The following is a 12,046-nucleotide window of genomic DNA, read 5'->3' on the forward strand; positions in this document are numbered from 1 at the left end:
ATACCCTCGCAAGAGGGGGATGCAATGGATATCTACGATCTCTTCTTTTATCTGTCCCTGGGGGCCGGTTTTCTCATGGCCTTCAACCTGGGGGCCAACGACGTGGCCAACTCCATGGCCTCGGCCGTGGGAGCGCGGGCCATCTCCGTGCGCCAGGCCGTTTTCATTGCCGGTATCCTCAATTTCGTGGGTGCCGTGCTGTTGGGGTCCCACGTCACCGCGACCATCAGCAAGGGCATCATCAACCCGGCGGCCATTCCGGACCCCAAACTGATGATGATCGGCATGTTCGCGGCACTGCTGGCGGCGGCTGTCTGGGTCCTTGTGGCCACACTCACGTCGCTGCCGGTCTCATCAACGCACTCCATTGTCGGGGCCATCACCGGCTTCGGCCTTGTGGCGGGCGGCCCCAGCGTGGTCAATTGGGCCAAAATGGGCGGGATCGTCCTGTCGTGGGTCATATCCCCGTTTTTTGCCGCCACCATAGCCTATCTGGTCTTTACCCAGATACGGCGCGTCATCTTGTATAAGAGGCATTTTGTGTTGCAGGTGCGCCGCTGGGCTCCGTTCTGGGTGGCGGTGACGGTTGCGCTTGTTTCCCTTTCCTTTCTGTACAAGACCCCGGTAGGCAAGTCGCTTGCCATGCCGTGGGTTGCCTCCCTGGGTCTCACCGCCTTGCTGGCGGTGGCAACCTACGCCATATCGCGCCATTTCATCACCAAGATGATTCTGGACGAGGAAGAGGGAGCCGAGGGAGTGGAGCGGGTTTTCCGCAAGATGCAGGTGGGCACCTCCTGCTATGTGGCCCTTTCCCAGGGGGCCAATGACGTTGCCAACGCCATCGGCCCGGTGGCGGCCATCTATGTGATCGCCAAGGAGCACCAGCTCCTGGCCAAGGCTGACGTGCCGCTTTCCATGCTCTTCCTCGGCGGCATCGGCATTGCGATCGGTATAGCGTTGCTTGGCCACAAGGTTATGGCTACGGTGGGTGAGAAAATCACCACCCTGACCAATACGCGCGGTTTTGCCGTGGACTTCGGCGCGGCTTCCACCGTGCTGATTGCCTCCAACATGGGGCTGCCCGTATCCACCACCCACGCGGCCGTCGGCGGCGTGGTCGGCGTCGGGCTGGCCCGCGGATTCAAGGCTGTGGATTTTCGTGTGCTGCTACGCATCGTGGCTTACTGGGTTGCCACGGTGCCCATAGCCGCCCTGACCAGCATAGTTTTCTTTGTGCTGCTGAAATGGTTGTGTTACAGCTAGGTTACATAAATACAAGCACCCTTTGCAAAGAGGTTATCATATGAGTTTACGCCTTCCCTTCTTCGGACTACTGACCCATCGTTCTCCCATGGACGGACTGACGGAACATTATGACAAGATCGCCGAGTGCATCGCCACCATTGACGAATCTCTGGAGTGCTATGTCTCGGGCGGCGTCTGCCGCGAGTTCGAGGACCTGACAAGGGCCATCGACGAGATCGAAAACCATGCGGACAAGATCAAGCGGAATATCCGCAACCATCTGCCGCGCGGCCTGTTCATGCCCGTGGATAAGACAACGTTCCTCAACTATACGAAGTTTCAGGATAACATCCTCGATTCCGCCCAGGACGCCCTGCACTGGTTGGCCATGCGCAAGATGGCCATTCCCGAGGAGATCCAGAAGGACATCATCTACCTGCTCGATGCCGTGGCCCGCATCACTGTGCTGTTGGGACCGGCCCTCAAGGCGACCATCGCCATTGTCGGCGGCGGCTCCATCGACCGCGAGGGGACCAAGGACTGCTTCCGCAAGGTGCGGGAGGAGCGGGACAACGTCCGCAAGCTGAAGAGCGCCCTGGAAAAGAAGGTCTACGCCATGGAGATCGACTTCAAGGACATCTACCAGCTGCTCCATTTCATCGATTGCCTGGACAACATGGCCCACAACACCGAGAACTGCGGGGATCAGCTCCGGGTCATGATCGCCCGGTAGCTTTAGCCTGCCAAAAAAACAGGCCCTGGCGCGTACTGCTCGCGCCGGGGCCTTTTCTTATGCAGGATGCGATGTAATGCAGTCAGCTCAGGCCGACTTCTTCGAACCGCTGATCCGTTTGCAGCCGGTCGAACTGAAGGCATTCGTCCTTCTTGCTGTTGATTCGCAATTCCAGCGTAGCCTGGGTTTTGCCCGTCTTGGGTTGCCGGGAGACATAGCGGTTGATGATGTGGACGTTATCCCGGTGCAGTTGTTCCTCCACCTCTGCAAGCAGCGTGAGATCACCGAACCACTTGAGACGCAGGGTGAAGAACTGGTCGCCCACGATGGGCAGGCGGTGCATGAAGTAGAGGGCTACGAGAACCAGAGCGGTGAGAGGAATGGCGATGATGTATTCCCCCAGCCCGACGGTCACGCCGATGGCCGAAACCACCCAGATGGAAGCGGCGGTGGTTAGGCCGCGGACGAAATCCTGACTTTTGACGATGGTTCCGGCACCGAGGAAACCGATACCGGTAATGACCCCGGCGGCGGTACGGGCCGGGTCCATGCGGAATGCCGAGTCCGCGCCCATGTTCATTTCATAGGACAATTTCTGGAAGGTGACGATGATCGCCGCCGACCCCATGCACACCAGAATGTTGGTCCTGAGACCGGCCGCCCGGCCCCGCACCTGCCGCTCCACACCAACCAGGCCGCCCAGCAGCATGGCTACCAGCAGACGGGCCACAAAGTGCCAGTCATTGAAAAAGATATCTATGAGTTGATCTAACATGACAACCTTCCAGGTTTGAATGGCCGGAACAAATGGGCGCGGTCTGTTTGATTGCCTACCGGGCCTTCCGGTACAAGGTATTCAAAAGCCGTTGCGCAATCATTGTCAATGGTTGTGAAGAATATATTACATTTTTGTGGGTGCTGCCATTTGTGGTGGCGGGGAACAATTTCAGTTTGCGTGCCGTGGCGGGATGAGCTTTGAGTAATAGGCCGTACTGTTCCCCCTGCGATCATTTTCAGTCATTTCCTTTCCCTTATAAAACCACGGGAACGAATAAAAAAATATCTTGATAATGAAATTCAATTTCAGTAAAGTCCGCTTGTGCCGCCCGAAAATGGCGAGAAGGAGATTATGCCAATGCCGCGATTGAATCAGATAACGAGTATTTTCATGCAAAGGGAGAGTTCTCTGCGATGTACCTTCGGCCGACCATCCAGGTTCAGGCCGGAATAAACATCAGGAGGAGAAACTCCATGCATCAGATCAAAAAAATAGCTTTGCTCAATCGACAGGGAATGACCGCGGGCAATGACGGCAAGATACAGGAGGCCTTGGATTTTTTGTATGAGGCCTTGCGGCTTTCCCGCGAAGCGAACCAGCCCCTGCACGAAGCGCGGGTGAACAACAATATTGGCTTGGTCAATCAGATGGCCGGTCGCTATCAGGATGCCGAAACCTGCTTCCGGGAAGGCGCGCGTCTGGCAGTGGAACACGCCGGGGCGGGCAACATCCTGCATCGGTTCATTGTTCGCAATCTGGCCCGCCTGGAAGATGCGCGTGAGCAGAAAGCCACTTGCTCCGGCCATTCGGCCGATGCTGCTTGCAGCTGCGGAGCTGCCTGCCGTGCCTGATCCTTCCTCCGAGATTACGGGCGCGTTTCCGTTCGGGGCGGACTCCATTGCGGAGTCCGCCCGGTGCGTGACCTCTGTCATGCACCAGTTTGCCGAATCGTTGGGAAACGCCATAGATGCCAAGGACCCGCACACTTCCCTTCATTCGGATGAAGTGGCGAACATGTCCCGTACCCTGGCACTTGCCCTCGGGCTTGGCGAACGGCAGGGGGAGATCATCCATGTAGCCGGACATCTGCATGATATAGGCAAGATCGGAGTGCCGGATGCCGTGCTGGGCAAGAAGGGGCCGCTCAATACCGGCGAGTGGGTGGCCATTCGCCGGCACCCCGAGGCGGGAGCGGCAATACTCCGGCCTGTGACATCCCTTTGTTCCCTCGGCATAGTGCGCATGGTGCTGCATCATCACGAACGGTTTGACGGCAAAGGATATCCGCACGGTCTGCGCGGTATGGATATCCCCATCGGAGCACGCATCATCGCTCTGGCCGATACGGTTTCGGCCATGTTGCAGAACCGGCCGTATCGCAGTGCCGCCTCTTTTGAAATTACCCGTCGGGAAATCGTCCATTGCTCCGGTAAGCAGTTTGATCCCCGAGTGGTGGAAGCGTTCCTGCGCTCGGAGGAGGAGATTCGGGCGATGGTGGAGCGAACGCACGGCCGTTCGGCGGCGGCTTGAACGAGCGAGGGCATACAAAAATTTGGACTTGACTCCGGGACTGGAAGAGAAAGTTTAAGTTTTTGTACTCCGGGCAGGCGGAGACGGAGATGGGGAGAGAAAGAAAATTTTATCACATCATACTGTAATAAAAGGATATAAAATTAATTTAGTTCCTTTCTGCAAGTTTGGCACGAGAGATGCTAATAGCTAAACAACTTCCTTTTTTTGCACCGAGAAAATCAACGGCCTCCTTCGGGAGGCCTTTCTCGTTTTTGGAGGGTGGAGTCCAATCCCTGCATCACATTGACCTCTGCTTTGCCCGGCGGGTATGCTGCCGGTCAATCGAATCGATCTTCAAGGAGCCGCCATGTCGCGCCTGCGCCGTTATCTTGTTCCCGCTGTCTTCAATTTCGTGCTGGTCACCGTCCTGCTTGTGGCAGGCCTGTGCCATGCCCTGGAGCTTTCCCAGCCCATACGCTGCAAATACGGCACCGGCTGTTTTGTTCAGAATTACGTGGATGTGGACCCGACGCCGCGCGCATCGGATTTTACCTGCGGATCGCTCACCTATGACGGGCACAAGGGGACGGATTTTCGTATTCCCTGGGCCGACTATCTCAAGGGAACCGAAGTGCTGGCGGCTGCTCCCGGCACTGTTGCGCGCACGCGCGACGGCATTGAGGATCGCGATGCGCGGGGGCACGAGGCCGAGGTCCGGTCCCAGGGATTGGGCAACGCCGTCATCATCCAGCATGATGAAGGGTACCAGACCATCTACGCACATATGAAGAAGGGGTCGGTTCGCGTCAAGGAAGGGGACGAGGTCAAGCGCGGACAGGTGCTCGGCCTGGTCGGCCTGTCCGGGCTCACGGTCTTTCCCCATCTGCATTTCGGCGTGGTGCGTGACGGCCATGTCATCTGCCCGTTTCTCGGCAGGCGTGCGGATCTGCCTGCCCAGTGCGGCTCCAGCACCACCCCGCTCTGGTCCCAGAGCACAAGAATCGGCTATATCCCCACCGGGCTGATCCGGGCCGGTTTTTACGATGAACGGCCCAAGTTCCCGGATCTGCTGCGAACTCCGCTCAAGAAGCGCCTGAGCATCAAGGCACCGGCCATCATCTATGCGGTCACCGTCTTCGGCACGCAGGAGGGGGATATGGTGTCGATGCGTATCGTCGATCCCCTCGGCCGCGTCATTGCGCAGGCCGATTCGCCTATTGAAAAAACAGAGGCCCAGCGTCTCATCTTCATTGGAAAAAAGCTGAAGAGCCCGAAGGAACCCTGGCTGGACGGCGTGTACCAGGGCGAATATGAGCTGTTGCGCGGCGGCCGGACCATGGTCAGTGCCAGCACCCGGATAGAATTGAAGTAGGGGGGCGAAATTCTTGGCCGGACTTTTCCGGTCGGATGAGCCTCATCCAGACGGTCGTTTGCGGCCGGATAATCGCCCGGTAGCGCAGTGCCTGCGCTGCCGGGCGTTTTTATCAGTACGTGCGATAGCGCATGTCGCTGAAGCCGAGGATTATGTAGAAAATGAATGGCAGGCAGAACAGCGCGACGCCGAAAATGAACGGCTGGCCGAATTTATTTGCCACTCCCAGCGAGATAAGCAGCAGCACGACAAGGTTGACCAGCGGGATGAACAGGCCGATGAACCACCACCACGGTTTTCTTGCTATGCGTACCAGCACCCAAAGATTGTAGAAGGGGATGATCGCCGCCCAGCCGGGTTCTCCTGCTTTGGCAAATACCTTCCACATGCCCACGAACCAGATGATGCAGAGCAGCAGCGATATGATTCCCATGCAGCCTCCCAGGCGTTCGGGTTAAACGTCCAGACTACTGGATACAATGAATGGGGCGTGGGCGCAACGATCTGGAGTCTTTCCCGTGGGAGATCGTGTTGCGCGTTGGTTAGAATCCCAGTTCGCGGAGTCGCTCCATGGTGAGGGATGAACCCTGCTTGGCGTCATCACCGCCTTTCCAAGGCTGGACCATGCGTTCCACATACTTGCCGATGACGTCTGTCTCCAGGTTGACCTTGCGGCCGGGCGTCCATTCGGAAATGGTCGTTTCCCGCTGCGTTTCCGGGATGATGTTGACCTCCAGCCAGTCGGGGCCGCAGGCGTTGACCGTCAGGCTGATGCCGTCCAGGGCAACGGACCCCTTGGGGATGACGTAGCGTCCCTGTGTGGTGGAAAAGGTGAGCTTGTAGATGGTGGATTCTCCGGCCGGACGTGTTTCGGCCACCTCGGCCAGGTCGTCCACATGGCCGGAAACGATGTGCCCGCCAAAACGGTCACCCATGGCCATGGCCCGTTCCAGGTTCACCCTGGACCCGGTCCGCAGCGAACCGAGGCTGCTCACCGACAGGGTCTCGCGGCTGGCATAGGCCGTGAACCAACCCTCGCCAAAGGTCTCCACGGTCAGGCAGGCACCGTTGACCGCGATGGATTCGCCTTGCTCGAAGTTGGGCAGGTCGAACAGCGGCCGGATGCGAAAACGCGTCTCCGCCCCACGATTTTCCGCCGCCTCGATGCGGCCCATACCCATTACCAGTCCGGTGAACATAAGAAGCCTCCCTTGCTATAACGCAAGTCGTTGTAGCAGGGAGCGCGTGGGGTGTAAATCCGTCCGGGGCCGCTGGTTTGGCAGGACTCGTAACGTATCGGCTACTGCAGGTAGGCCGCTTCCAGTTCCCGGTAGGACTCGGACTCTTTGACCTTGTCCAGCGCCCGTTGGAACCGCTCGACGAGTTCCGGGTCGGTCTGGATGTTGAATGCGAAGTAGATCGGAGCCTCTTGTATGAGGAATACGGGTTCGAACTGGTCTGGATCAAAGCCGAGCCGTCGGATCAGCCCGGGCCAGGAGTATCCCTCGTAGGCCACCATATTCAGCCTGTCCTGCATGAGCTTGCGGACATTTTGTCGCATGTCGGCTACGGCATCCAAAAAGCACTTGGGGCAGTTTTGCTTCAGGATCGTATTGGCCACATCTCCACGTACCGTACCGATGGAGTAGCCTGCCAGAGAGCCGAAGTTCTGGGCGTACAGTCGGCTGGATTTTTTTGCGAAGAGTTCGAATCGAACCTTGTGGATGGGACCGGCCCAGCGGAACAGGGGTTCCCTCTCCGGTGTGCGGGTCACGGCAAAGAGGACTGTCTTCGGACAAATGCAGGCCCGTTCGAAGGCCCTGGCCCAGGGCAGCACCTCGACGGGCTGTTGCGGCACACCGAGTTCGTCCCATATCCGGCGGAGCAAATCCACGGAGAAGCCTTTGGCCCGGCTGCCTTCCCGGTAGGTGAATGGATAGTATTCCTCGCTCAGATACGTGAGGTCTTCAAAAGATTCCGCATGGGCGGCAAATGGGGTGAGCACACAGATGATTACGAGAAGTACCGTGGTTAAAACAGTTGTTTGGCTACTCAATCGACCCATACGATTTACGTAGCCTTTTTATGTTGCATTTGTCCAACGATATGGACGATCAATCAGGCCTCATGGTCAGCATCATATCCGTTCCCGACCGTTCTACCCGGATGATGCGCAGGTTCGTCGCCTCGGCCATGGATACGTTGGCCCTGCCGGAGTAGGCGGCCGGAGCCTGGTCATCTCCCAGAATGCGCGGAGCCGTGAAGTGGACGACTTCGTCCGCAATCCCCTGGGAGAGGCTGTGCATGGCCAACTGGCCGCCGCCTTCGATGAGGGTATAGTAACAGCCCAGGTCGTAACGCAGGCGTTCGAAGCCTGCGGCAAGCCTCAGGCAGCCGGACGTGCCGGACAGAGGCCAGACCGAAGTGCCCCGCTGGCGGAGCCGGTCCGCCAGCTTGCTGTGCGCCGCCTCCTGTGTGGTCATGAACACGGCTTGCTGCGGTCGGTCGCGGAGGATGGTGTACTTATCCGGCTGCTCAGGCAGCCGGGTGGTGACGATGACGGCAAGGGGCTGAACGAAGTCCTCTGGCAGCGCATCCAGACGGCAGGTGAGGCTCGGGTTGTCGGCCCGGAAAGTGCCGCCGCCGATGACCACGGCCCCGACCCGGGAGCGCAGGTCCTGGACCCGGGCAAAGGATTCCGGGCAGGATACGGCCTCCGGCCTGCGGAAGCGCGAGGCGATCTTGCCGTCCAGCGTGGCGGCCATTTTCAGAATGTTGAAGGACGAGTGGGTGTTCTGCCAGAGCCGGAAATCCGCGGTAAGGTCCAGGCACTCCTGTTGCAACACCCGTGGGACGACCTTGATGCCGTTTGCGGCCAGCCGTTGCGCGCCACCGGCGGCCACGGGATTGGGGTCCATGGTCCCGATGCACACCTCGGCGATGCCAGCTTCAATGAGTGCATCGGTGCAGGGTGGCGTCTTGCCCGTGTGGTTGCACGGCTCCAGGGTGACGTACATGGTCATGCCGCGCGGATCAATGCCCCGGTCTCGGGCATCGGCCAGACATTCCCGCTCAGCGTGCGGGCCGCCACATTTCTTGTGCCATCCCTCGGCCACTATCCGGCCCTCGTGGACGAGCACCGCTCCGACGCAGGGATTGGGTGCCGTGGCGCCTCGGCCCTGATAAGCCAACTCCACGGCCCGTGCCATGAATGATTCGGGGCTAGGCGTAGTCGCCTTCCATGAAGACATAGTTCACTCCGGCTTCCCGGAGCATCTCTTCGGAGAGTTTGTCCGGGTAGTTCTCGGCAAAATAGATGTTTTGCACCTGGCAGTTGATGAGCATCTTGGTGCACAGGATGCACGGCTTGGTGGTGCAGTAGATGTCGCAGCCGGTCAGGTCCAGATGGTGCGTGGCCGCCTGGATGATGACGTTTTGCTCGGCGTGCAGGCCCCGGCACAGCTCGTGCCGCTCGCCGGAGGGAATGCCGAGCTTGTCGCGCAGGCAGCCGACCTCCTCGCAGTGGGCGATGTTCGAGGGAACGCCGTTGTAGCCGGTGGCAAGTATGCGCTTGCCGCTGACGGCAATGGCACCAACGGCGCGGCGGGTGCAGGTGGAGCGCTGGGCCACCAGATGGGCGATGCGCATGAAATAGTCGGGCCAGGGGAGTCTATCGGGCATGATCGTCCTCACGGATTCTATGTGGAGATAAGGGACACGGTGTATCATGTCTGCCGCCGAAAGGAAACGGCGGCAGACCCGCCCGGGGCGGACGGTCCGGGCGCTGCGAGCGGAGACTGACCAGTTCCGTATCCCTAGGCGACATCCACTTCATATCGGGTGGACGGTCCCTTGCCCCGCTTTATCAGCAGGCCGCGCCGGACAAGGTCCTGAAGGTCGTATATGGCGGTTCGCGTCGGCAGATTGCCGCCCACGAGGTCCTGGTATTCCTTTCGCGTCACCTGTCCTTGGCGCAGGATGGCCGGCCACGCGGATTTTTGCCGTTCGTTGAGCGGTGCCTCCTCCACGGTGTCGGATCCTTCCGCCGGGCGGTTCATGGGCTCCCTGGCCTTGTTGTCGTGGATGGGGTCCACCGTTCGCTGCGGCGCGGCCTCGGCGGCCTGCGGTTGCACACGCGGGAATTCCAGCTCGTTTTCCAGCCGGATTTCCTCCGCCTGAATGGTATCGGTTTCCGCCATGATGGCGGCGCGGGTGATGGAGTTGACCAGCTCGCGCACATTGCCGGGCCAGTCATAGGTGGTCAGTTTGGCCAGCGCTCCCTTGCTCAGGCCGAGGTTGGACCGCCCGGCCAGCTGTTCCGCCTGTTGCAGGTAGTAGACGGTAAGCAGGGTGATGTTTTCCCGGTGGTGCCTGAGCGGCGGCGTGGAGATGGAGACCACCTTGAGCCGGTAGTAGAGATCCTCGCGGAAGGACTTTTCCTCGATGAGCGAAGGAATATCAACGTTGGTTGCGGCCACGATGCGCACATCGACGTTTTGTTCGCGGTCGCTGCCCAGCGGCTTGATCTTTCTGGTAGCGATGGCCCGCAGCAGGGATTGCTGTACCTTGGGCGACGCGGACTGGATTTCATCAAGGAACAGGGTGCCCTGGTCCGCTTCCACAAACGCACCCTTGCGGTCGTCCTTGGCGTCGGAGAATGCGCCCTTTACGTGGCCGAACAAGGCGTCGAGGAGCAGGTTTTCATCCAGCGCACCGCAGTTGATGGAGATGAAGGGGCCTTCCGCGCGGTTGCTGTGATTATGAATGGCCTCGGCCACCAGTTGCTTGCCCGTGCCGGTCTCGCCGGAAATAAGGACATCCACCCCGGCCTGCGCGGCCTTGAGGATGTTCACCTTCATGCCGGATATGGCCGGTCCCTGGCCGATGATCTCCGGGATGCGGCTTACCTCGGCCTCGGCCAGCACGGCGCGTTCCCGTTTGAGCGAGGCCCGTTCCCGGTTGTTCACGTTGAGGATGGCCTCGTCCCGGACCTCGATCTCCCGGACCTGATCCTTCACTTTTCGGATGATGTTGTTGATGGATTCCTGGAGCCGGTTGATGTCATAGCCGCTGTAGGGCAGGTGCATTTCCTCCATGTCTTCCAGGGAGTCGAGATCGCTCATTTTCTCGGCCAGCACCCGGATGGGCTTGGTGAACATGCGGCCGAACAGATAGACAAGCAGTGAGACCAGCACGGCCGCGCACAAGGTGACGTAGAGCATCACATCCAGGTTTTTATACCCTGCGATGACAGGCAGCTGGCTGCGGTCCACGAACACCACACCGCCGAATACAGTGGCCTTGTTGCCGGGCTTGTCCTGGAACAAGACCGGGGCGTAGCTGAAGTAGAAGGAATTGACCTCGGAGTTGCCGATATGTTCGTCCGGAACAATGCGGATGCCGTGCTCCCCCTTGTTGATGCTCTGCACCGCGTTCCAGTACCGCAGGTATTCCGTATTGGGGCGGAATGCCGCTCCATGGCCGGATTTGCCGAGGGTGCCGTTGAAGTTCTCGCGGGCCAGATAGGTTGCCAGTTTGGCCTTCCGTTTCTGCAATTCCTCGGACTGGAAGAGAATCCATCCTTCGGGATTGAGGAAATAGGTGAATCGCAGTTCATTGCTGCGCGGAAATCCCCACAGGGGAGAGTCGTCGGCTGTGTACCAGGAGAGGATATTCCGAAGCTGGGTGGCTTCCACCGAAAGGTAGAGCAGCCCGGCGGGAGAATCTCCGTTTCCGGGAACGGCCGTGTAGAAGCGGATGACGTGGGAGTTGACCTGGAGGTTGGAGGAATCCGCTTCGGGCATGGGGTAGGTTATCTCCATGATGTCCGAAACGCTGACTTCACCCGGCTTGAGGGAATCCAGCCGGACCAGTTCGCCAAAGGGGGGCGGATTGATCCGGCCATTGTTGTCCCCGGTCAGTTCGCCGATGCCGGTTCCCTTGCGGACCAGGGTGATGGGGCTGCCGCCGGAAGCGGGAACGTAGCTGAGTTCCAGATAGGGGATGCCTCCCGAGGTAACGCGTCGGGAGAAATCCTGCCGCAACTGGTCGGCGGTCATGGCTCCCTGCGCGAAAAAAAGCAGATCCTTGCGGCAATCGTCCAGGAATTGCTCCATCTCGTGAGCCACGGCCATGGTGTGCATGGTCACGGACCGTTCGATGGCGATGTCGATGAACCCTTCGGAGACCTTGTAGGTGGCGTATCCCGAAACCAGCAGGATGACGGTCAGGGAGGGGAGAAGTGTAAGCAGCAACTTGCCGCGCAGGCCCAGGCGGGCTGTGAGCCAGGCAGGGAGAATGTGAAAGTTGCGGCGAGGGGATTCCGTGCGTTTCTTCATGGCGACCTCCGGTCACGGCGCATCCGACGGTTCGTGGAACCGCCCCTCCCTCACGAATTGCCGTAAGC

Annotated in this window: 12 protein-coding genes; 5 read left to right on the forward strand and 7 right to left on the reverse strand. The window is 59.4% G+C overall.

Features of this window, described 5'->3' with window-relative positions:
- The first annotated feature begins 24 nt into the window (after positions 1-24).
- On the forward strand, positions 25-1,263 hold the full coding sequence (locus ACI0FG_RS01700) for an inorganic phosphate transporter (protein WP_419786826.1): 1,239 nt from the start codon (positions 25-27) through the stop codon (positions 1,261-1,263).
- Between the two features lie 40 nt (positions 1,264-1,303).
- A complete protein-coding gene (locus tag ACI0FG_RS01705) occupies positions 1,304-1,978 on the forward strand; it encodes a TIGR00153 family protein (RefSeq protein ID WP_419786827.1) in 675 nt (224 codons plus the stop codon).
- 82 nt (positions 1,979-2,060) lie between these two features.
- Here ACI0FG_RS01705 and ACI0FG_RS01710 read toward each other — a convergent pair whose 3' ends face one another.
- Positions 2,061-2,753: an MgtC/SapB family protein gene (locus ACI0FG_RS01710; RefSeq protein WP_419786828.1), complete on the reverse strand. Its 693-nt coding sequence runs from the start codon at positions 2,751-2,753 to the stop codon at positions 2,061-2,063.
- Positions 2,754-3,229: 476 nt separating this feature from the next.
- On the opposite strand from ACI0FG_RS01710, the gene ACI0FG_RS01715 reads away from it, so the two are divergent.
- The 3 genes from ACI0FG_RS01715 to ACI0FG_RS01725 all read left to right on the forward strand — a co-directional run bounded on the left by ACI0FG_RS01715 (position 3,230) and on the right by ACI0FG_RS01725 (position 5,640).
- Positions 3,230-3,607 (forward strand): tetratricopeptide repeat protein, encoded by a 378-nt coding sequence (locus ACI0FG_RS01715; protein ID WP_419786829.1) that lies wholly within the window; start codon positions 3,230-3,232, stop codon positions 3,605-3,607.
- Complete coding sequence (locus tag ACI0FG_RS01720) at positions 3,534-4,286, forward strand: HD-GYP domain-containing protein (protein ID WP_419786830.1); 753 nt, start codon at positions 3,534-3,536, stop codon at positions 4,284-4,286. Before ACI0FG_RS01715 ends, ACI0FG_RS01720 begins: the two co-directional genes overlap by 74 nt.
- Before the next feature lie 349 nt (positions 4,287-4,635).
- On the forward strand, positions 4,636-5,640 hold the full coding sequence (locus ACI0FG_RS01725) for a M23 family metallopeptidase (protein WP_419786831.1): 1,005 nt from the start codon (positions 4,636-4,638) through the stop codon (positions 5,638-5,640).
- A gap of 112 nt (positions 5,641-5,752) precedes the next feature.
- On the opposite strand, the gene ACI0FG_RS01730 is transcribed toward ACI0FG_RS01725, so the two are convergent.
- The 6 genes from ACI0FG_RS01730 to ACI0FG_RS01755 all read right to left on the reverse strand — a co-directional run bounded on the left by ACI0FG_RS01730 (position 5,753) and on the right by ACI0FG_RS01755 (position 11,978).
- Positions 5,753-6,073, reverse strand: coding sequence for a DUF5684 domain-containing protein (locus ACI0FG_RS01730; RefSeq protein ID WP_419786832.1), 321 nt, complete (start codon positions 6,071-6,073; stop codon positions 5,753-5,755).
- A 109-nt stretch (positions 6,074-6,182) separates the two neighbouring features.
- Positions 6,183-6,839 (reverse strand): riboflavin synthase, encoded by a 657-nt coding sequence (locus ACI0FG_RS01735; protein ID WP_419786833.1) that lies wholly within the window; start codon positions 6,837-6,839, stop codon positions 6,183-6,185.
- A gap of 101 nt (positions 6,840-6,940) precedes the next feature.
- Positions 6,941-7,705: a substrate-binding periplasmic protein gene (locus tag ACI0FG_RS01740; RefSeq protein ID WP_419786834.1), complete on the reverse strand. Its 765-nt coding sequence runs from the start codon at positions 7,703-7,705 to the stop codon at positions 6,941-6,943.
- A 49-nt stretch (positions 7,706-7,754) separates the two neighbouring features.
- Positions 7,755-8,891: a bifunctional diaminohydroxyphosphoribosylaminopyrimidine deaminase/5-amino-6-(5-phosphoribosylamino)uracil reductase RibD gene (gene ribD / locus ACI0FG_RS01745; RefSeq protein WP_419786835.1), complete on the reverse strand. Its 1,137-nt coding sequence runs from the start codon at positions 8,889-8,891 to the stop codon at positions 7,755-7,757.
- On the reverse strand, positions 8,863-9,321 hold the full coding sequence (locus ACI0FG_RS01750) for a deoxycytidylate deaminase (RefSeq protein ID WP_419786836.1): 459 nt from the start codon (positions 9,319-9,321) through the stop codon (positions 8,863-8,865). Before ACI0FG_RS01750 ends, ribD begins: the two co-directional genes overlap by 29 nt.
- A gap of 134 nt (positions 9,322-9,455) precedes the next feature.
- On the reverse strand, positions 9,456-11,978 hold the full coding sequence (locus tag ACI0FG_RS01755; RefSeq protein WP_419786837.1) for a sigma 54-interacting transcriptional regulator: 2,523 nt from the start codon (positions 11,976-11,978) through the stop codon (positions 9,456-9,458).
- Positions 11,979-12,046: the final 68 nt, after the last annotated feature.

Origin of the sequence: Pseudodesulfovibrio sp. 7M6 (assembly GCF_050058625.1) — a bacterium.
GTDB lineage: Bacteria > Desulfobacterota > Desulfovibrionia > Desulfovibrionales > Desulfovibrionaceae > Pseudodesulfovibrio > Pseudodesulfovibrio salinus.